The sequence below is a fragment of the Castellaniella sp. genome, from assembly GCF_034675905.1.
GTDB lineage: Bacteria > Pseudomonadota > Gammaproteobacteria > Burkholderiales > Burkholderiaceae_B > Castellaniella.
Genome location: NZ_JAUCCV010000002.1, coordinates 372,878 through 391,733, shown reverse-complemented (window position 1 = coordinate 391,733; position 18,856 = coordinate 372,878). Strand labels below are relative to the sequence as shown.

The 18,856-nt window shown below is 63.3% G+C and carries 19 protein-coding genes; 11 read left to right on the top strand and 8 right to left on the bottom strand.

Translation table 11 applies throughout. The features are described from left to right. From VDP79_RS03000 to VDP79_RS02965, 8 genes are all read left to right on the top strand, one after another. Positions 1–1,488: a DegQ family serine endoprotease gene (locus tag VDP79_RS03000; protein WP_323016748.1), complete on the top strand. Its 1,488-nt coding sequence runs from the start codon at positions 1–3 to the stop codon at positions 1,486–1,488. Between the two features lie 127 nt (positions 1,489–1,615). Then, complete coding sequence (lepA, locus tag VDP79_RS02995) at positions 1,616–3,409, top strand: translation elongation factor 4 (RefSeq protein ID WP_323016747.1); 1,794 nt, start codon at positions 1,616–1,618, stop codon at positions 3,407–3,409. Between the two features lie 9 nt (positions 3,410–3,418). Continuing rightward, positions 3,419–4,306 carry a signal peptidase I gene (gene lepB / locus VDP79_RS02990; protein ID WP_323016746.1) on the top strand — a complete coding sequence of 296 codons (888 nt, stop codon included), beginning with the start codon at positions 3,419–3,421 and terminating at the stop codon, positions 4,304–4,306. Further along, positions 4,306–5,061 carry a ribonuclease III gene (gene rnc / locus VDP79_RS02985; RefSeq protein ID WP_323016745.1) on the top strand — a complete coding sequence of 252 codons (756 nt, stop codon included), beginning with the start codon at positions 4,306–4,308 and terminating at the stop codon, positions 5,059–5,061. The genes lepB and rnc overlap by 1 nt, the downstream gene beginning before the upstream one ends. Then, the gene (era, locus tag VDP79_RS02980; protein WP_323016744.1) at positions 5,058–5,978 is read left to right on the top strand and encodes a GTPase Era; all 921 of its coding nucleotides are present in this window, start codon (positions 5,058–5,060) and stop codon (positions 5,976–5,978) included. Before rnc ends, era begins: the two co-directional genes overlap by 4 nt. Further along, complete coding sequence (gene recO, locus VDP79_RS02975) at positions 5,971–6,555, top strand: DNA repair protein RecO (protein WP_323016743.1); 585 nt, start codon at positions 5,971–5,973, stop codon at positions 6,553–6,555. Before era ends, recO begins: the two co-directional genes overlap by 8 nt. 23 nt (positions 6,556–6,578) lie before the next feature. Next, a complete protein-coding gene (gene rarD, locus VDP79_RS02970; protein ID WP_323016742.1) occupies positions 6,579–7,367 on the top strand; it encodes an EamA family transporter RarD in 789 nt (262 codons plus the stop codon). After that, positions 7,364–7,681, top strand: coding sequence for a hypothetical protein (locus VDP79_RS02965; RefSeq protein WP_323016741.1), 318 nt, complete (start codon positions 7,364–7,366; stop codon positions 7,679–7,681). The genes rarD and VDP79_RS02965 overlap by 4 nt, the downstream gene beginning before the upstream one ends. A 138-nt stretch (positions 7,682–7,819) precedes the next feature. Here the strand turns inward: VDP79_RS02965 and VDP79_RS02960 are convergent, their stop codons facing one another. The 3 genes from VDP79_RS02960 to VDP79_RS02950 form a co-directional block, all read right to left on the bottom strand. Continuing rightward, complete coding sequence (locus tag VDP79_RS02960) at positions 7,820–8,521, bottom strand: Bax inhibitor-1/YccA family protein (RefSeq protein ID WP_323016740.1); 702 nt, start codon at positions 8,519–8,521, stop codon at positions 7,820–7,822. Positions 8,522–8,632: 111 nt separating this feature from the next. Then, positions 8,633–9,076: a DNA polymerase III subunit chi gene (locus VDP79_RS02955; protein ID WP_323016739.1), complete on the bottom strand. Its 444-nt coding sequence runs from the start codon at positions 9,074–9,076 to the stop codon at positions 8,633–8,635. Beyond that, positions 9,073–10,569 (bottom strand): leucyl aminopeptidase, encoded by a 1,497-nt coding sequence (locus VDP79_RS02950; protein ID WP_323016738.1) that lies wholly within the window; start codon positions 10,567–10,569, stop codon positions 9,073–9,075. The genes VDP79_RS02955 and VDP79_RS02950 overlap by 4 nt, the downstream gene beginning before the upstream one ends. Positions 10,570–10,668: 99 nt before the next feature. On the opposite strand from VDP79_RS02950, the gene lptF reads away from it, so the two are divergent. Next, the gene (lptF, locus tag VDP79_RS02945) at positions 10,669–11,790 is read left to right on the top strand and encodes an LPS export ABC transporter permease LptF (protein ID WP_323016737.1); all 1,122 of its coding nucleotides are present in this window, start codon (positions 10,669–10,671) and stop codon (positions 11,788–11,790) included. Between the two features lie 11 nt (positions 11,791–11,801). On the opposite strand, the gene VDP79_RS02940 is transcribed toward lptF, so the two are convergent. Continuing rightward, positions 11,802–12,764, bottom strand: coding sequence for a LysR family transcriptional regulator (locus VDP79_RS02940; protein ID WP_323016736.1), 963 nt, complete (start codon positions 12,762–12,764; stop codon positions 11,802–11,804). Positions 12,765–12,923: 159 nt separating this feature from the next. Here VDP79_RS02940 and VDP79_RS02935 point away from each other — a divergent pair, with 159 nt between their 5' ends. Next, on the top strand, positions 12,924–14,417 hold the full coding sequence (locus VDP79_RS02935; protein WP_323016735.1) for a CoA-acylating methylmalonate-semialdehyde dehydrogenase: 1,494 nt from the start codon (positions 12,924–12,926) through the stop codon (positions 14,415–14,417). A 193-nt stretch (positions 14,418–14,610) separates the two neighbouring features. Next, positions 14,611–15,573 (top strand): CysB family HTH-type transcriptional regulator, encoded by a 963-nt coding sequence (locus VDP79_RS02930; protein ID WP_323016734.1) that lies wholly within the window; start codon positions 14,611–14,613, stop codon positions 15,571–15,573. Here the strand turns inward: VDP79_RS02930 and VDP79_RS02925 are convergent, their stop codons facing one another. The 4 genes from VDP79_RS02925 to VDP79_RS02910 are packed head-to-tail and all read right to left on the bottom strand — an operon-like array spanning position 15,574 to position 18,843. Then, entirely contained in the window at positions 15,574–16,308 is a 735-nt protein-coding gene (locus VDP79_RS02925) for an ABC transporter ATP-binding protein (RefSeq protein WP_323016733.1), read from the bottom strand. Next, entirely contained in the window at positions 16,305–17,039 is a 735-nt protein-coding gene (locus VDP79_RS02920; protein ID WP_323016732.1) for an ABC transporter ATP-binding protein, read from the bottom strand. Before VDP79_RS02920 ends, VDP79_RS02925 begins: the two co-directional genes overlap by 4 nt. Further along, positions 17,036–17,983 (bottom strand): branched-chain amino acid ABC transporter permease, encoded by a 948-nt coding sequence (locus VDP79_RS02915; RefSeq protein ID WP_323016731.1) that lies wholly within the window; start codon positions 17,981–17,983, stop codon positions 17,036–17,038. Before VDP79_RS02915 ends, VDP79_RS02920 begins: the two co-directional genes overlap by 4 nt. Then, positions 17,980–18,843 carry a branched-chain amino acid ABC transporter permease gene (locus tag VDP79_RS02910; protein ID WP_323016730.1) on the bottom strand — a complete coding sequence of 288 codons (864 nt, stop codon included), beginning with the start codon at positions 18,841–18,843 and terminating at the stop codon, positions 17,980–17,982. Before VDP79_RS02910 ends, VDP79_RS02915 begins: the two co-directional genes overlap by 4 nt. Positions 18,844–18,856: the final 13 nt, after the last annotated feature.

Sequence of the window (18,856 nt, the reverse complement as noted above, 5' to 3'; positions counted from 1 at the left end):
ATGGTTTTCAATTTGCCCAGCGCACCGGCCGCCAAACGGGCGTTTGCCGGTGCTGCCGCCAGTCTGTTGCTGATATCGGCAGCCCCCATGGGTGCAGCCCAGGCTGAATCCGCCGTATCGGTGGCGGGCTTGCCGGATTTCACGCAAGTCGTGTCCGAAACCGAAGGGTCCGTCGTCAATATCCGCACTACCGAAGCTGTGCCGGTGCGGCGTTCCGCGATGGGGCCGGGCGGTGATCCTTCCGATCTGTTCCGCTGGTTCTTCGGTCCGGACTTCGCGCCGCCGGGATTCGGGCCGCAGCAGCAGGCGCCGCAGCAGAAACGGCCGCATGCCCAGCCTGAACAGCCGGCTCCCAAGGAACGCACCGTGCCGCGCGGGATCGGCTCCGGTTTCATTCTGTCCGACGACGGCTATGTGCTGACCAATAATCACGTGGTGGATAATGCCAACGGGATTTTTGTCACCATGACCAACGGCAAGGAATACAAGGCCAAAGTCATCGGCACCGACGCCCGCACGGATATCGCGCTGTTGAAGATCGATGCCAAGGACCTGAAGCCTTTGCCCATCGGTGATTCCGACAAGCTGAAAAAGGGCCAGTGGGTGCTGGCGATTGGCTCGCCCTTTGGTCTGGATTCGACCGTGACGGCCGGTATCGTCAGCGCCATCAACCGGGACACGGGGGATTATCTGCCCTTTATCCAGACCGATGTGGCGGTGAACCCCGGCAATTCCGGCGGTCCGCTGATCAATCTGCAAGGTCAGGTGGTCGGGATCAATTCCCAGATCATTTCGCGCAGCGGCGGCTTCATGGGGATTTCCCTGGCCATCCCGATCGACGAAGTCATGCGGGTGGTGGATCAGTTGAAGGCGCATGGCAAGGTCACGCGTGGGCGTATCGGGGTGCAGATCACCGAAGTCCAGGATGATGTCGCCAAGGCCCTGGGGCTGGGGACTGCGCAGGGTGCGTTGGTCAGCAGCGTCGAGCCCGGCGGCCCGGCCGACAAGGCTGGCGTGCATGCGGGTGACGTGATCACGGCGTTTGACGGTCAGGCCATCAAGCACATGACGGATCTGCCGCGCCTGGTCGGGGCGACGCAACCCGGCACCAACGCCACCGTCCAGGTCTGGCGCAAGGGCAAGTCGCTGGAACTGAAGACCAAGATCGCTGAACTGGATCAAAAGGCTGCTGGCGACTCCGGTTCGCAGGCTCCCGCTGAATCCGGCGCCGACCGCCTGGGGCTGAGCGTCAAGGCGCTGCCGGCGGATTCCGGACTGGATCAGGGCGTGGTGGTCAGCCAGTCGGACAGCCCGGCGGCGGATTCGGGGATCGAGGCCGGTGACATCATTTTGCGGGTGAACAATACCGATATCACCAGCCCGGCGCAGTACGAAAAAGTCGTCAAGGGCCTGGATAAATCCAGCCCGGTCGTATTGCTGGTCAGCCGGGATCAGCAGTCCCAGTGGGTGATCATCAAGCTTCAGTGATCCCTCTAGCGGGAAAAAGCTAAAATACGGTCTGTACCGAAGGGGGCGCCTTGCGGCGCCCCTCTTTTTTACGGCATACCGACTCTCCCCCCACTTTTCCGACTTCTCCGGTTTTTGCACGCAGTCTATGGACCACATTCGCAACTTCTCCATCATCGCGCACATCGATCATGGCAAATCGACCTTGGCCGACCGCCTGATCCAGCGCTGCGGCGGCCTGCAAGACCGCGAGATGGCGGCGCAGGTGCTGGACTCCATGGATATCGAGCGCGAGCGCGGGATCACCATCAAAGCGCAGACGGCGGCCTTGAGCTACACCGCTGCCGACGGCACGGTCTATGCCTTGAACCTGATCGACACGCCGGGCCACGTGGACTTTTCCTACGAGGTCAGCCGTTCCCTGTCCGCCTGCGAGGGCGCCTTGCTGGTGGTCGATTCCACCCAGGGGGTCGAGGCGCAGACTGTGGCCAACTGCTATACCGCCATCGAACTGGGCGTCGAGGTCCTGCCCGTCCTGAACAAAATGGATCTGCCCTCGGCCGATCCGGATGCGGCTGCCGCTGAAATCGAAGACGTCATCGGCATCGATGCGACCGACGCCATTCAGGCCAGCGCCAAAACCGGCCTGGGCATCGATGAAATCCTGGAAGCCGTCGTCGCCCGTGTGCCGCCCCCTCAGGGCGATCCGGGCGCCGCGCTGCAGGCCTTGATCATTGATTCCTGGTTCGACAATTATGTGGGCGTGGTGATGCTGGTGCGCATCGTCAATGGCGCGCTGCGTCCAAAAGACAAGATTCTGCTGATGGCTACCGGCGCCACCCACCTGTGCGAACAGCTGGGGGTGTTCACGCCCAAATCCCAGGCTCGCGATGTGCTGTCGGCGGGGCAGGTCGGCTTCATCATCGCCGGCATCAAGGAACTCGAAGACGCCAAGGTCGGCGACACCATCACGCTGGCGGGCAAGCCCGCCGCCGGCCCCTTGCCCGGCTTCAAAGAAGTCAAACCCCAGGTCTTCGCCGGGGTCTATCCGGTGGAATCCAGCGAATACGATCAGCTGCGCGATTCCCTGGAAAAACTGAAGCTCAACGACTCGTCCCTGATGTTCGAGCCGGAAGTCTCCCAGGCGCTGGGGTTCGGGTTCCGCTGCGGGTTCCTGGGTTTGCTGCACATGGATATCGTGCAAGAGCGCCTGGAACGCGAATTCGACATGGACATCATTACCACCGCGCCGTCGGTGGTCTACGAGGTCCTGAACCGCGATGGCGAACTGCTGATGGTCGACAGTCCGGCGCGCATGCCCGAAGTCGGCCACATCCAGGAAATCCGCGAACCCATCATGACAGTGACACTGTTCATGCCGCAGGAATACGTCGGGCCGGTGATGTCTCTGTGCACGGCCAAACGCGGCGTGCAGCTGAACATGAGCTACCACGGCCGGCAGGTGCATCTCAGCTACGAAATTCCATTGGCGGAAATCGTGCTGGATTTCTTCGACCGCCTGAAATCCGTGTCGCGCGGCTATGCCTCCATGGATTATGAATTCAAGGAATACCGGGTGGCCGACGTGGTGCGCGTGGATCTGCTGATCAATGGCGACCGGGTCGATGCCCTGTCCATGATCGTGCACCGCGCCAACGCGCGGCATCGGGGCCGGGACGTCGTGACCCGCATGCGCAGCCTGATCCCGCGCCAGATGTTCGATATCGCCATCCAGGCGGCCATCGGGGCGGAAGTCGTAGCCCGTGAAAACGTCAAGGCTTTGCGCAAGAACGTGCTGGCCAAATGCTATGGCGGCGATATCTCGCGCAAAAAGAAGTTGCTGGAAAAACAGAAGGCCGGCAAAAAACGCATGAAGCAGGTTGGCAATGTGGAAATTCCTCAGGAAGCCTTCCTCGCCGTCCTGCAAGTCGAGGACAAGTAAGGATTGCCGATGAGTTGGGATTTTGCATTGTTGTTGTTCATTGCCCTGGTCGTGACGGGGCTGGTCTGGTTGCTGGACCGGGTCCGTCTGCGCGGACGGCGCCGGGCGCGGGCCGAGGCTGCCGCCCAGGCCTGCCGTCACAACGCCGCCGGGCTGGACCCGGCCGCCTTGCAGGCGGAATGCGAGCAGATTTATGAACGCGCCTTCCAGGCCCCCTGGTGGGTGGAATACTGCGTCAGCTTCTTTCCGGTGATTCTGTTTGTCTTTGTGCTGCGGTCTTTTGTGGTCGAGCCCTTCCGCATTCCTTCCGGTTCTATGCTGCCGACCTTGGAAAACGGCGATCTGATCCTGGTGAACAAATTCCAGTACGGCATCCGCCTGCCGGTCATCGACCGCAAGATCCTGGATATCGGCGCCCCGGATCGGGGCGATGTGGTGGTGTTCCGCTACCCGGTGGATCCGTCCGTGGATTACATCAAGCGGGTGGTCGGTGTGCCGGGCGATGTGATCGAATACCGTGACAAGACGCTGTCCGTCAATGGCAAACCGGTGCCGCGCGAACGCGATGGCGATTATTTCGAACCTGACCGTTCCGCCTACGTGGGCCAATACCGCGAACAGCTGGGCCAGGTGTCGCACCGCATTTTGCTCAATGTCGACGCCCCCCAGGATTTCATGCCGATCACGCGCTTTCCCGACTTCCAGGATTGCCGCTATCTGGATGGCGGGGTGCGCTGCACGGTGCCGGCCGGCCACTATTTCATGATGGGCGACAATCGCGACAATAGTCTGGACAGCCGCTACTGGGGCTTCGTCCCGGACCGCAACATCGTCGGGCGGGCGTTCTTCGTCTGGATGAACTTCAGCTCACCCAGCCGGATCGGCGGATTTCATTGATGGCCAGCCTGGATACTCTGCAGACGGCTCTGGATTACCGTTATCGGGACCAGGCCTTGCTGGAACAAGCGTTGACGCATCGCAGTCACGGGATGCCGCACAACGAGCGCCTGGAATTTCTCGGGGATTCGGTGCTGAACTTCATCGTCTCTGCGCTGCTGTTCACCGAACATGCCGAAATGGACGAGGGCGATCTGTCGCGCGTGCGGGCCAATCTGGTCAAGCAGTCGGCGCTGGCCGATATCGCCCAGAAACTGTCTCTGTCCGATTATCTGCGCCTGGGCGAAGGCGAGCTGAAAAGCGGCGGATTCCGTCGCCCGTCCATTCTGGCCGATGCGCTGGAAGCCATTTTTGGCGCCTTGTACCTGGATGGGGGATATGATCAGGTCAGCCGGGTCATCGAGCGCCTGTACCGGCCGGTGCTGTCGCATATCGATGTGCGCACTTTCGGCAAGGACCCCAAGACGCTGCTGCAGGAAATCATGCAGGGGCGCGGCTTGGATCTGCCGCACTATGAAGTCGTATCCACGCGGGGCGCAGCCCATAACCAGACCTTTGATGTGGTCTGCGCGGTGACGCAGCTGGATGTCCGGGTTCAGGCATCGGGCAGCAGCCGGCGGGCCGCCGAGCAGTCCGCCGCCGCTCAGGTCATCGCTGCCATAGAAGCCCTGGGGCCGGTGCGCCGGCCTGGGCGGCGGCACCGCAAATCGGCGCAGCTGTCCCTGCCCGTGGCTGTTTCCCAGGAGAAAACATGAATACGGATTCCCAGACGCCCGCGCCGTCGGCCGGATCGGCCAGCCGTTGCGGCTTCGTGGCCCTGGTGGGACGGCCCAATGTCGGCAAGTCGACGCTGGGCAATGCCCTGATCGGCGCCAAGCTGTCCATCGTGTCGCGCAAGGCCCAGACCACGCGGCATCGCATCCACGGCGTGCTGACCCAGGAGGCGGACCAATTCGTGTTCGTCGATACGCCGGGCTTCCAGACTCGTCATGGCGGGACCATGAACCGCATGATGAATCGGGTCGTCACGCAGGCGCTGGCGGAAGTCGATGTCGTGGTGCATGTCGTCGAGGCCGGCAAATGGTCGGCCGGCGATGCAGCCGTGGTGCCTCTGCTGCCCCAGCAGCGGCCGGTGATCCTGGCCGTCAACAAGATCGACACCCTGAAGGACAAGAATGCGCTGTTCGCCTATGTGACGCGCCTGGCTCAGGAATTTCCCTATGCAGCGGTGGTGCCCGTCAGCGCGGCGCGGACCGTGCAGCTGGATATCCTGGTCCGGGAAATCGCCCAATACCTGCCCGAAGGCGAGCACCTGTTCGAAGCCGATACCTTTACCGACCGGCCGGTGCGCTTCCTGGCGGCCGAGCTGATCCGTGAAAAGATCTTCCGCCTGGTGGGCGACGAATTGCCCTATGGCTGCACGGTTGTGATCGAACAATGGGAAGAAGACGACACCGGCGTGCGAATTGCCGCCTGTGTGGTCATCGAACGCGATAGCCACCGGCCCATCCTGCTGGGGGCGGGCGGCCAGCACATGAAGCGCATCGCCACCGAGGCGCGCCAGGATATGCTCAAGCTGCTCGACAAGCCCGTCTTTCTGGATGTCTACGTCAAGGTCCGCAAGGGCTGGTCCGGACGCGAGGCGACGCTGCGGGAACTGGGCTATGACTAGACGGGGCTTGCGCATCCAGGATGCGCAAGGCTATGTGCTGCACGCCAGTCCCTGGCGTGAAACCTCTCTGATCGTCCAATGTTTTACACGCGACCATGGTTGCGTAGCGGTAGTGGCCAAAGGCGCCAAGCGTCCCTATTCGGCGTTGCGGCCGGTGTTGACGGCCTTTCAGCCGCTTTGGCTGTCGTGGTCGGGGGCGGCGGAAATCCACACCCTGGTGCGGGCGGAAACCGGCCCGGTGCGCCTGCTCAATGGCCGGGCGATGATGTCCGCCTGGTACCTGAATGAATTGATCCTGCGCCTGCTGGCCCGGGAAGATCCGCACCCTGGCGTCTATGATGCCTATGAAACCGCCTTGAATGCATTGACCGGCGGTCGCTCGCATGCCGCCATCCTGCGGCGTTTCGAGTGGCTGTTGCTGGAACAGGCGGGCTATGGACTGGATACGCCCGCCCCGGATTTTGAGGATGCCGCCGCCGAACCCGCCCTGCGGCAGGCGCTGCGGGAACGTCTGGATGAACTCCTGGATACCCCCCTGCGCACCCGTCAGGTCCTGATGGATCTGCAGCGTTACTGAGTCCCTTTCCGAGCGTGTCTCCTATGAAGCGTGGCATTATTCTGTCCGTCGCGTCCTCAGCCTTGTTTGCCGGCATGTATTTCTATGCCACGCTGATGCAGCCGTTCGATGGCGACATCGTGTTTGCCTGGCGCGTGCTGATGGGCTTGCCGATGATGGCGCTGGTCGTGCATCGCGCGCGGGGCTGGACCGCGCTGCGCACGACAGCGCAGCGGTTCACGCGGGGCCGTTTTCTGGCGGCGATGGTGTTGTGTTCGGCACTGCTGGGGGTGCAGCTGTGGCTGTTCGTCTGGGCGCCCCTGCATGGCTATGCTTTGGACGTCTCCATGGGGTATTTCCTGCTGCCGCTGGTGATGGTGCTGGCCGGCCGGCTGGTATATCGCGAACAGCTCAGCAGTTGGCAGGCCTGGGCGGTGGGCTTCGCCTTGCTGGGCGTGGGTCACGAATGGTGGCGGTTGGGCACGGTGTCCTGGGCCACGGCCTTGGTGGCGCTGGGCTATCCGCCGTATTTCATGCTGCGCCGGCGCTTGCAGGTTGATGCCTTGAGCAGCCTGTGGTTCGATATGCTGTTCCTGCTGCCTGCTGCGATCCCGCCCTTCCTTTTTTTCTCTCATCCCTCCCCCTCCCCTCACCCCCCCCCCCCCCCTATTCCACCCCTTCCCCCTCCCCTCCCGCGCCCCCCCCCCCCCCCCGGCCCCTCCCCCCCCCCCCCCCCCCCACCATCCCCCCTCCCCCCCCACCCCCCCCCCCAACCTTCCCCCCCCGCCCCCACCCCCTCATCCCTCCCCACCCCCATCCCCCCCCCCCCATGATCCTGCAGTCCCAGGCCGCCGAGGCCGCCCGGATTTTTGCGGACCATCCGCGCCTGCTGCTGCAGGTGCCGTTTCTGGGGCTGCTCAGCGTGGTGTCGCTGTCCATGTACCTGGCGGCCAGCCGCCTGCTGCCCATGAGTCTGTTCGGTCTGCTCAGCTATGTGGAACCGGTGCTGCTGTTCTGGGTGGCGTTCCTGCTGATGGGCGAACCGGTAGCCCCGTCGCAGTGGCTGACCTACGGGCCGATCTGGCTGGCGGTGGGGCTGATTGCCATCGAGGGGGCGAAGAAGTTGCCCCCACGCCGCGCAGGCTGACGCCTGCTTGCTGCCCCCCGAGGGGGCTCTTTTGCCTTGGGGCGGCCCGGCGGCAAAATTGCCCCCACGCGCGCAGGCTGAAAGCAAAAAAATGGCGGGCCGAAGCCCGCCATTTTGACGATCGCAGTAAAGCGGCGGTCAGTCTCGGTTGCCGCCCAGGACGCCCAGCAGCATCAGCAGGTTGGCGAAGATGTTGTACAGGTCCAGATAGACCGCCAGAGTGGCCGAGATGTAATTGGTTTCGCCGCCCTGGATGATCCGCTGCAGGTCGACCAGAAGAAAGGCGGAAAAGATGCCGATCGCCAGGACCGACAGGGTCAGCATCAGGGCCGGGATCTGGAAGAAGATGTTCGCCACAGAGGCGACGATCAGCAGGACCACGCCCACGAACAGGAATTTCTGCAGATGGGTGAAGTCGCGCTTCGTGGTGGTGGCGACCGTGGCCATGACGCCAAAGACTGCCGCCGTACCGCCGAAGGCCAGCATGATCAGCTGGGCGCCGTTGCCCATGCCCAGGACGAAGCTGAGCAGATTGGACAGCATCAGCCCCATGAAGAACGTGAAGCCCAGCAGCAGGACGACGCCCAGCGAGGAGTTTTTATTGCGTTCGATCAGGAACATCAGGCCGAAGGCGCCGACCAGAAAGGCGATGGTGCTGGTACCCGGGTTGGCGGCCATGATCTGGCCCATGCCGAACTGCAGGCCGACGGCCGCGCCCAGGACGGTGGGGATCAGGGACAGCGCCAATAGCCAGTAGGTGTTGCGCAGCACGCGGTTGCGCGCCGTGGCCGACGCGTCGTAAGCGCCGGCGCGAGGTAGGGTGTGGCGAAGGTCGGACATGGTGTTTTTCCTGTCGTACGTCAGATGGATCTGACTGTTATAGCATAGTGGATATAGCAATCTTACATTGAGCTGAACGAGATCGTCCAGGTCTCTATCCCTTGGACACGGTTATGGCTCCCAAGTTCCCTGTGACAGCTGATGGCCCCGGACGTCATGGCCCGCGTCTCGGTAGTGCGCCCAGCGGCTGCGCGCCGCTTGCAGGTCGGCCTCGTGCCCGGACACGATTTCCAGAATGCGGGCGAACTGTTCCGCGCCGGGCGGGCAGGCCAGGTCCAGGTTCAGCAGCCAGCCGGTGGCGGGCGCATCGGCCAGGGCCGCTGCATCAGAGACCAGCAGAACGTCCGCCTGATCGGCCAGCGGGTCGTCCAGACGCGCGTGGGGAATGAAGCTGGCGGGATCGAAATCCCAGAGCAGGCTGTCAAAACGCTTCAGACGCCGGGGGTCGGTGCAATACACCAGCAAGCGGTGGCCGGCCTGCACATGGCGGGCCGTGGTACGGCAGGCCGCCCGCAATCGGTGGGCGGCCCCATAGGCGAAATCCACCCGGCTCATGCCCCGCATTGCCCCAGCAGATATTGGACCAGCAGCGGCACCGGTCGGCCAGTTGCGCCTTTTTGCTTGCCTTCCAGCCAGGCGGTGCCGGCGATGTCCAGGTGCGCCCAGCGGTATTTACCGGTGAAACGGGACAGGAAGCAGGCTGCCGTGGTTGACCCGGCGGGTCGGCCGCCGATGTTGGCCATGTCGGCGAAGTTCGATTTCAGCAGATCCTGGTAGGCGGCTTCCAGTGGCATGCGCCAGGCCGGGTCCTGCGCCTGGTGGCTGGCGGCCAGCAATTCGGCGGCCAGGGTGTCGTCCTGGGTGAACAGGCCGCTGTTGACGTGGCCCAGGGCAATGACGCAGGCGCCTGTCAGGGTGGCGACGTCGATGACGGCGGCTGGCTTGAAGCGTTCGGCGTAGGTCAGGGCGTCGCACAGGATCAGGCGGCCTTCGGCATCGGTGTTCAGGATTTCGATGGTCTGGCCGGACATGCTGGTGACGATGTCGCCGGGCTTGATGGCGGCGCCGCTGGGCAGGTTTTCGCAGCTGGGCACGATGGCGATGATTTCACGCGTCAGGTCGAGTTCGGCGACGGTGCGCATGGCGCCCAGCACGCTGGCGGCGCCGCACATATCGTATTTCATTTCGTCCATGCCGGGGCCGGGTTTCAAGGAAATGCCGCCGGCGTCGAATGTGATGCCCTTGCCGACCAGCACGATAGGGGCGGCCTTGCGGGCGGCAGCGGTGCTGGGCGTATGGCGCAGCACGATAAAGGCGGGGGGCTCGACCGACCCCTGCGCTACCGACAGGAAGGACCCCATTTTCAGGGCTTCGATTTTTTTCCGGTCCAGCACTTCGGCCTTCAAGGTTTTGAACTGCTTGGCCAGGCTGCGTGCTGTCTGGCCCAGATAGGTGGGGGTGCAGACATTGGGCGGCAGGTCGCCCAGCAGCCGCGCCAGATTGACGCCGGCGCCGATGGCCGCGCCTTGTGTCAGGCCGATTTTGGCCCGGGCGGCCTGGGTGCGGGACAGATGCAGGGTAAAGCTGCGCAGCTTGACGGCAGGCTTGGCCTTGCTGAAGGTCTGGTCATAGCGGTAGGTGGCTGCGCTGACCAGGCGGGCTGTCGTGCGGGCGCAGTCTGTCAGATCGGCATCGCGGACGGTCAGCGCGCACAGGGTTGATGTCGCCGTGCTGATGTTGGCGCGGACGCAGTAGGCGGCAAGGGCTGTATGCGCTTGCGCCAGGGTGGCGGCCGTCAAACTGTCCTGGCGGCCCAGGCCGAGTAAAATAACCCGGTCGGCTGTGATGCCGGCAGGTGCATGCAGGGTCAGGATCGCGCCAGGGGCCGCGTCGAATTCCGACTGTGTCAGGGCTCGGATCGCGCCGCCGGATGCCTGATCCAGGGCATCGGCGGCAGGGCTCAGGATGCCGTCCTGAAAGATGCCCACGGCCAGGGCCTGGGTTTTCAAGGTAGGCAGGGTCGTCGTGGTGCTTGTGCTAAATTCCATTCGTTTTCCTTTGATCCAGCAGCGCTCGTGAAGCATCCGGCCAATCGGCCAGCGCTCACCTTTGCTCGAGATTGACGGCTCATTATTCCGCATTTTCCCATGTCATTGTTCAAGCGCGCCGTCTTTTCAGAGATCACCAGCCACGCAGGCATCGTGTTTTCCACTTTATTGGTGGTCTGGCTCAGCGTGCTGCTCGTGCGGCTGCTGGGCGAAGCCGCCAATGGCGACATCGGCGCCAACGTCGTCCTGGGACTGGCCGCCTTTTCCAGCATCACGGCGCTGCCGGTCATTTTGTCGGTGGCCTTGTTCGTCGCCGTGCTGACGACGGTCACGCGCAGTTATCGTGAATCGGAAATGCCGGTCTGGTTTGCCAGCGGACTGTCGCTGGCCGATTGGTTGCGCCCGGTGATGCTGTTCGCCCTGCCCGTGGCGCTTGTCGTGGCGGCGCTGACCTTGTCGGCTTCTCCCTGGGCCTATGGCCAGATTTCGGAATATCGCCAGCGGTTTCAACAGCGCTCGGATCTGTCCAAGGTCACGGCCGGCCAATTCATCGAAACCGATGGCGGGCAACGGGTGTTTTTCGCCGAATCGCCTTCGCGTCCGGATGATGAATTAGGCAAGGTCGTCGCCCGCATCATCGAGCCGGACTGGCTGAGCATCGTCACCGCCGACAGCGCAGCGATCCGTACCGAAGCCAATGGCGACCGTTTCCTGGTGCTGGGGCCGGGTCATCGCTATGACCTGAAACCCGGGACGCCGGAGCTGCGCCTGCTGGATTTCCAGCGCTATGGCGTCCGGATCGAAAGCCGCACGGACCCCGGGGCCTTGGATGCCGCCCGTCAAAAGGCGCTGCAGGAAATCAAGGCGCGCCCGACGCTGGATCTGCTGCTGCGCGGGGATAACGAATCACTGTCCCAGTTGATGTGGCGCCTGGCCCTGCCGATTGCGGTTCTGAATCTGGCGCTGATCGCCTTGCCGATGGGAGCGGTGAATCCGCGTCTGGGGCGCTCGGGCGATCTGTTGCTGGCGGGGCTGCTGGCCCTGCTGTATATGAATCTGATCAATCTGTCGCGCGGCTGGATCGGCAACGGGGTGTTGTCCTTCGGGGTGGGCGTCTGGCTGGTGCATGCCCTGTTCCTGGCCCTCGGGCTGGGGCTCTTGTGGCGGCGCATCCGCATGCCCAGGCCGCGTCATCGGGGCGCGACTCCGGCGGTCGGCTGACTCTCGGGGCGTCAGGTGGCTGCGGTTCCGGCAGAGTATGACGGCATCCAGCCTTCGGGCGGGGTGCGCAGGGTGCGGCTGTCGCCCTGCAGCAGATCGCGATTCAGTTCGATCGCCTGTTTCAGGTAGTTCCAGAGCGCCATGACGCGCCGCGTCCGGCGCAGGTCTTCGTGACAGTACATCCAGAAGCTGCGGGTCACGTGAATGTCCTGTTCCAGGATCGGTATCAGGCGGGGATCCTGGGCCGCCAGGAAACACGGCAGGATCGCCAGCGCCTGCCCCTGCAGGGCCGCCTGGTATTGAGCCTGCACGCTGGTGCTGCGAAACACGACGTTGGCCGCTGGCGCCAGATCGTCCAGGTAGCGCAGCCGGTCAGTGAACAGCAGTTCGTCCACATAGCCGACGAAGCGATGCTGCGCCAGATCGTGCGACTGGCGGATGGGCGGCTGGCGGTCCAGATAGGGTTGTGTGCCATAGAGCTTCAGGGAATAGTCCGCCAGCTTGGTGCATACGTAGGGACCGCGTTGCGGGCGTTCCAGGGCGATGGCGATGTCGGCTTCGCGTTTGGACAGGCTGATGTAGCGCGGCACGGGCATGATGTCCAGCGTCATGCCGGGATGGCGGCGCTGGAAGTCCACCATCAGCGGCGTCAGGATGGTGCTGCCGAAGCCCTCGGTCGATCCGATCCTCAGGTGTCCGGTCGGCCCCTGGGATGATCCGGACAGGGCTTCGCGGGCAGCCAGCAGGGCGCTTTCGACCTGTTCCGCATAGGTGAAGAAGCGCAGGCCTTCTTCCGTCAGGGAAAATCCGCTGGCACGGGATTTTTCAAACAGAGTGATCCCCATATCCAGTTCCAGGCTGCGGATGCGCCGTGTGACAGTGCTGTGCCGCACCCCCAGGCGCTGCGCGGCGGCGCTGGCGCGCTGCGTGCGGGCGACTTCCAGAAAATAGCGGATCGCATCCCAGTCGGTCATGATCTTCCTTGTGCAAATATCGTCAACCAATGTGCAAATATTTTGCTAGTAATAAGTTTTTTACACAACTACACTGGGATCAGACATAGAGCGGCGCGCCTCGCAGGCAGCCGACCGCCCACCCCACGGAATTCATCCGATTTCACCCAGGAGACTTGCATGAGCGATATTCCACGCGTCCCGCTACTGATCGACGGGAAACTGGTCCAGTCCGAGACGACGGAATGGCGAGACGTCATCAATCCAGCTACCCAGGAAGTGGTGGCCAGGGTGCCGTTTGCGACCCCCGCCGAAGTCGAACGGGCGATCGCGAATTCGAAAGCCGCCTTCAAGACCTGGCGTCTGGTCAGCCAGGCCAAACGTCGTCAGATCATGACAGATCTGGCCCGCCTGCTGCGTGACAACACGACCAAGATCGCCGAGGTCCTGTCGCGCGAACACGGCAAGACGCTGCCGGATGCCGAAGGCGAAGTGGCGCGCGGCCTGGAAGGCGTGGAACATGCGGTCTCGGCCAATGTGCTGCAGCTGGGCGATTATGCCGAAAACGCCGCGACCGGCATCGATGTCTACAACGTCCTGCAGCCGCTGGGGGTATGCGCCGGCATCACGGCCTTCAATTTCCCGGTGATGCTGCCCTGCTGGATGTTCCCGATCGCCGTCACCATGGGCAATACCTTTGTCTACAAGCCGTCCGAACAGGATCCCACGGCCTCGCTGATGGTGGCCCAGCTGGCCCTGGAAGCCGGCCTGCCTCCCGGCGTGCTGAACGTCGTGCATGGCGGCCCCGATGTGGCCAATACCCTGTGCGATCATCCGGATATCAAGGCGGTGTCTTTTATCGGTTCGACGCGGGTGGGGACGGAAATCTACCGTCGTTCGTCCAATGCCGGCAAGCGCTGCCAGGCCATGATGGGCGCAAAAAACCATAGCGTCATCATGCCGGATGCCGACCGCGAAGCCGCCCTGAATTCGATGCTGGGCGCCGCCTTTGGCGCAGCCGGTGAACGTTGCATGGCGATTTCCGTGCTGGTGCTGGTCGGCGCGGCGCAGAAATGGCTGCCGGATTTCGTCGAGCGCGCCCGCAAACTGAAGGTCAATATCGGTACCGATCGCAAAGCTGATCTGGGCCCGCTGATTTCACCGGCGGCGAAAAAGCGCGTCGAAGGTTTCATCCAGAAAGGTGTGGACGAAGGCGCTGAACTGCTGCTGGACGGGCGCGGGCTGACCGTGCAGGGCTACGAGCAGGGCAATTTCGTCGGCCCCACCGTGTTCAGCAAGGTCAAGGCCGGCATGAGCATCTACGAAGAAGAAATCTTCGGGCCGGTGCTGTCGGTGGTGCTGGTCGACACTTTGGAAGAAGCCGTCGAATTCATCAATGCCAATCCCAATGGCAACGGCACGTCCATTTTCACCCAGGATGGCGGGCATGCCCGTTATTTCCAGAATCACGTGGATGTCGGCCAGGTGGGCATCAATATTCCCATTCCGGTGCCGGTGGCCTGGTTCAGCTTCACGGGATCACGGGCGTCCAAATTGGGCGATCTCGGCCCCAATGGGCGTCAGTCCATCTATTTCTGGACGCAGACCAAGACTATCACGGCGCGTTGGCAGGCGCATCCCACGGATGTGAATACGACCATCGCCATGAAGTAATGGCGGCTTGATCCGGCCCGAAGACAGGGCGCCGGGGCTGTGACAAGACAGCCCGGCGCCCTGTCGCTTTTGCGTCGAAGACGCGTCAGCGGCGGGCTGTAGAATACGTTCCGCCAGCTAAACAAATAACAAAAAATAATATAGACAGCGTTTCATATTCCATATAATGGCTTTTCTTATAGGGCCATGGCGTATGAACCTCCAGCAATTCCGTTTTGTCCGCGAAACCATTCGGCGCGGCTTCAATCTGACTGAGGCCGCCAAGGCGCTGTATACCTCGCAACCGGGGGTGTCCAAGGCCATCATCGAGTTCGAGGATGAGTTGGGCGTGAAGATTTTCGAGCGCCACGGCAAGCGCCTGAAAGGCCTCACCAAGCCGGGGCAGGCCGTATCTGCCGTCATCGACCGCATCATGCGCGAAGTCGACAATCTGAAAAAGGTCAGTGACGAATTCGCGCAGCGTGACGAAGGCGCACTGGTCATCGCCTGCACCCATACGCAGGCCCGCTATCTGCTGCCGCGCGTGATTCCGGCGTTCCGGGCGCGATTCCCGAAAGTGCACGTGTCCTTGGCCGAAGGCAATCCCGAACACCTGGCGCGCCTGGTGCTGCATGAGCAGGCCGATCTGGCTATCGCCACCGAAACCCTGGCCGATACGCCGGGCCTGGTGGCGCTGCCGGTGTATTCCTGGGAACACACGCTGGTGGTGCCGCCCGATCACCCTCTGACCAGCCTGACATCCAGCGCGGCGCGCAATCTGTCGCTGGAGCATCTGGCGCAATACCCCATCGTCACCTACGACCGGGCCTTTTCCGGGCGCCGCGCCATTGATACCGCCTTCGAGCAGGCGGGCATCACCCCCGACATCGTGCTGGAAGCCATCGATGCGGATGTCGTCAAGACCTATGCCGATATCGGCCTGGGCATCGGCATCATCGCCGGCGTGGCCTTTGATCCCCGCCGCGACAAGGGTCTGGTGGGCTTGCCGGCAGGGCATCTGTTTGGCAAACATACCACCAGTGTCGCCATCAAGCGCGGCGTTTTCCTGCGTGATTACGTGTACGTGCTGATGGAGATGCTGGCGCCGGAATTGACCCGGGACCGGGTATCCGAAGCCGTGGCGCAGCCGGCGCCGGCAGTGCGTGAAGCCGCCTGATCAGACGCCCAGGTAGGCGCGTTTCAGCTCGGGGTCCTCGATCAGGGCCTGGGCCGGGCCTTCCTGCACGATGTGGCCGGTTTCCAGCACGTAGGCGCGATCTGCTGCAGCCAGCGCCAGGTGGATGTCCTGTTCCACCAGCAGCACGGTGACGCCTTGCTGGCGGATGGCCGCCAGATTGTCCATCAGTTGATCGACGACGATGGGCGCCAGTCCCAGGCTCATTTCGTCCACCATCAGCAGGCGCGGGCGCGCCATCAGGGCGCGGGCCATGGCGCACATCTGCTGTTCGCCGCCCGACATGCTGCCCGCCAGTTGGCGGCGCCGTTCCGCCAGGCGGGGAAATTGAGCGTAGACCTGATCCAGATCGTGGCGGACCGCTTTCGTGTCCGTGCGCCGGTAGGCGCCCATCAATAGATTGTCCTGCACCGACATGCGGGGGAACAATTGACGGCCTTCGGGGACCTGGACGATACCCTGCCGGAAGATCTGGTCCGGGGTGTTGCCCTGGATCTCGGCGCCGGACCAGGTGATACTGCCCGACTGGCTGGGCAGCAGGCCCGACAGCACTCTCAGCAGGGTCGTCTTGCCTGCGCCGTTGCTGCCGACCAGCGCCAGAAATTCAGCCTCACGCACGTCCAGGGTGACATCGTGCAGAACCTGTACCAGTCCGTAGCCTGCCGACAGATTCCGGATCTGCAGCAGGGGTGTCTCTGTCGGCGCAGCAGAATTCATAGACGTTTTTTCCCCAGGTAGGCTTCCACCACGCGCGGGTCGCTCAGGACGCTGTCCGGTGCGCCGTCGGCGATTTTTTCGCCGTGATGCAGCACCATGATGCGATCCGACAGGTTGCGGATGGCCTTGATCACGTGTTCGATGACGATGATGCTGATGCCGGTTTCACGGACTTTGCGGATGATGTCGATGACTTCGTCGATTTCCACCAGATTCAGGCCGGCCATGACCTCGTCGCAGAGCAGCACGCGCGGCTGCATGGCCAGGGCTTTGGCCAGTTCCAGGCGCTTGCGGTCAGGGCCGCCCAGGTCTTCGGCGCGGTGGTCCACGTGTTTGCCCAGGCCGACGAACTGCAGGCATTCGCGGGCGCTGTCGCGGGCGCGGGCCAGTTTCGCCTGCCCCTGGCCGCGACCGAACAGAGCGCCCACGGCGACATTGTCCAGCACCGACAGGCCGGGGAAGGGCTGCATGATCTGAAAGGTGCGCCCGATGCCCAGGCGCGCGCGGCGAAAGGCCGCCATGCGGTCGATGCGCCGCCCGTCGAACCAGACTTCGCCTTCCGTGGGGTTCAGGGTGCCGCTCAGCAGGCTGATCAAGGTGGTCTTGCCCGCGCCGTTGGGGCCGATGAAGCCCAGGATTTCGCCGGGCGACAGAGAAAAACTGACGTCATGGACCGCTACCAGCCCCGAGAAGCGGCGCGTCAGCTGTCGGGCTTCCAGAATCGGGCTCATATGCGGTTGGTCCGGATGTTGTCGATGAAATAGCGCCAACCCAGGCGGTGGAAGCGTTGCACCACATCGGCTAGCCCGCGCGGCATCAGCACCACGGCGACGACGATGACGATGCCGAAGAACAGCCCTGCGATGCTGGTGACCTCGCTGGACAGCAGTTCGGAAATCGCCGACAGGATGAAGGATCCGACGATCGGCCCCAGGATCGTGCCCGGGCCGCCGAAGACCGCCATGATGATCATCTTGACGTTCAAGGTGATGTCGAAAGCGCTGCCGGGGTCCAGGAAGGTGATCCAGTAGGCCTGGATGCCGCCGGCAAGGGCGCTGAAGACGCCCGCCAGGGTAAAGGCCAGCACCTTGTAGCGGGTCGTGTCCACGCCCATGACCACGGCGCCTTCTTCGTTTTCACGGATGGCGATCAGGCCGAAGCCGAAGCGGCTGCGTGTCAGCCACCAGACCGTCAATGTGGCAGCCACCAGCAGGATCAGCGCCAGCTCGTAGAACATGCGGTCGTTGTTCAAGGGCGGCAGCACCAGGCCGATGTTCTGTCCGGCCAGTGGCACGTTGGACACGATGGCGGCCATGATCTGCGCCAGCGCCAGTGTGGCGATGGCGAAATAGTGGCCCTTGAGCCGCAAGACCGGGATGCCCAGCAGCAGGGCGAATGCAGCTGCGAGCACGACGCCGAAGACCATGCCGACGGCAAAGGGCAGCTGCCATTGCACCATGGCGATGCCCACGCCGTAGGCCCCCAGGCCGTAGAACACGGAATTGCCGAAGGAGGGGTAGCCGGTATAGCCGCCGATGATGTTCCAGCCTTGGGCCAGCACGGCCAGCAGCAGCGTGCTGATGCCGAACTGGATCATGGTGTCGGAGCCATACCAGGGCAGCAGGGCCAGCGCGATCAGCGCCGCCGGAATCAGCAGGAGACGCAGGGATTTCATGCCGTTCTCCCGAGCAGGCCGGTGGGCCGTACGATCAAGACCAGGACCAGCACGCCAAAGCTGGCGACGTCCGCATAGGTGGGGCCGATGTACAGCGTGGTCAGGGATTCGATCAGGCCCAGGATCAGGCCGCCGGCGATGACGCCCAGAGGCGTGTCCAGCCCGCCGATGATGGCGATGGCGAAGGATTTGGCCGTCAGGGTGGCGCCGATGTAGGGATTGATCTGCGAGACGGTGCCGTAGAGCCCGCCCGCCGCGCCCGCCAGGGCCAGGCCCAGGCCGAAGGTCACGGCATACAGGTGGCGCGGTTCCACGCCATAGAGCCGGGCGGCCGATAGGTTCTGGGCCGTGGCGCGGATTGCCCGCCCCAGGCGGGTGCGCAGCAAAAAATACCACATGATCAGCGTCAGGGCGATGGCCATGATGCAGGCTGCCAGGCGCACCAGCGGGATGGTGACGTTGAACAAAGTGATGTTCTGGCCGGAATAGGCGGGGTTGATGGCCCGGAAATCAGCGGAAAACACCAGCTGGGCCAGGTAGGTCAGGACGACTTCCATCCCGAAGGTGATCAGCAGCGTGTTGAACATGGGCGAGCGCACGATCAGGTTCAGGATGCCGCGTTGGATGGCGTAACCCAGGACGAACATGACCGCCGCCGTCAGCGGCAAGCCCAGAAAGGGGTCCAGGTGCAGCCAGTGAAAGCTGTACCAGGACAGGTAGGCGCCCAGCATGATGAAGGCGCCGTGGGACAGATTGACGATATTGAGCACCCCCCAGACCAGAGCCAGGCCGAGCGCCACGATGGCGTATAGCCCGCCCTGCAGGATGCCGTTGACAAGGACTTGCAGCAGAAGATCCAAGGCGGGTGCTCCG

Excerpts from the sequence above, each read along its gene's own strand:
- lepA (WP_323016747.1), top strand. The coding sequence starts at position 1,616 with ATGGACCACATTCGCAACTTCTCCATCATCGCGCACATCGATCATGGC.
- VDP79_RS02960 (WP_323016740.1), bottom strand. The coding sequence starts at position 8,521 with ATGTCCGACCTTCGCCACACCCTACCTCGCGCCGGCGCTTACGACGCG.
- VDP79_RS02940 (WP_323016736.1), bottom strand. The coding sequence starts at position 12,764 with ATGACCGACTGGGATGCGATCCGCTATTTTCTGGAAGTCGCCCGCACG.
- VDP79_RS02920 (WP_323016732.1), bottom strand. The coding sequence starts at position 17,039 with ATGAGCCCGATTCTGGAAGCCCGACAGCTGACGCGCCGCTTCTCGGGG.
- VDP79_RS03000 (WP_323016748.1), top strand. The coding sequence starts at position 1 with ATGGTTTTCAATTTGCCCAGCGCACCGGCCGCCAAACGGGCGTTTGCC.
- lepB (WP_323016746.1), top strand. The coding sequence starts at position 3,419 with ATGAGTTGGGATTTTGCATTGTTGTTGTTCATTGCCCTGGTCGTGACG.
- VDP79_RS02935 (WP_323016735.1), top strand. The coding sequence starts at position 12,924 with ATGAGCGATATTCCACGCGTCCCGCTACTGATCGACGGGAAACTGGTC.
- era (WP_323016744.1), top strand. The coding sequence starts at position 5,058 with ATGAATACGGATTCCCAGACGCCCGCGCCGTCGGCCGGATCGGCCAGC.
- VDP79_RS02925 (WP_323016733.1), bottom strand. The coding sequence starts at position 16,308 with ATGAATTCTGCTGCGCCGACAGAGACACCCCTGCTGCAGATCCGGAAT.
- VDP79_RS02955 (WP_323016739.1), bottom strand. The coding sequence starts at position 9,076 with ATGAGCCGGGTGGATTTCGCCTATGGGGCCGCCCACCGATTGCGGGCG.
- VDP79_RS02965 (WP_323016741.1), top strand. The coding sequence starts at position 7,364 with ATGATCCTGCAGTCCCAGGCCGCCGAGGCCGCCCGGATTTTTGCGGAC.
- recO (WP_323016743.1), top strand. The coding sequence starts at position 5,971 with ATGACTAGACGGGGCTTGCGCATCCAGGATGCGCAAGGCTATGTGCTG.
- rarD (WP_323016742.1), top strand. The coding sequence starts at position 6,579 with ATGAAGCGTGGCATTATTCTGTCCGTCGCGTCCTCAGCCTTGTTTGCC.
- VDP79_RS02930 (WP_323016734.1), top strand. The coding sequence starts at position 14,611 with ATGAACCTCCAGCAATTCCGTTTTGTCCGCGAAACCATTCGGCGCGGC.
- VDP79_RS02915 (WP_323016731.1), bottom strand. The coding sequence starts at position 17,983 with ATGAAATCCCTGCGTCTCCTGCTGATTCCGGCGGCGCTGATCGCGCTG.
- VDP79_RS02950 (WP_323016738.1), bottom strand. The coding sequence starts at position 10,569 with ATGGAATTTAGCACAAGCACCACGACGACCCTGCCTACCTTGAAAACC.
- lptF (WP_323016737.1), top strand. The coding sequence starts at position 10,669 with ATGTCATTGTTCAAGCGCGCCGTCTTTTCAGAGATCACCAGCCACGCA.
- rnc (WP_323016745.1), top strand. The coding sequence starts at position 4,306 with ATGGCCAGCCTGGATACTCTGCAGACGGCTCTGGATTACCGTTATCGG.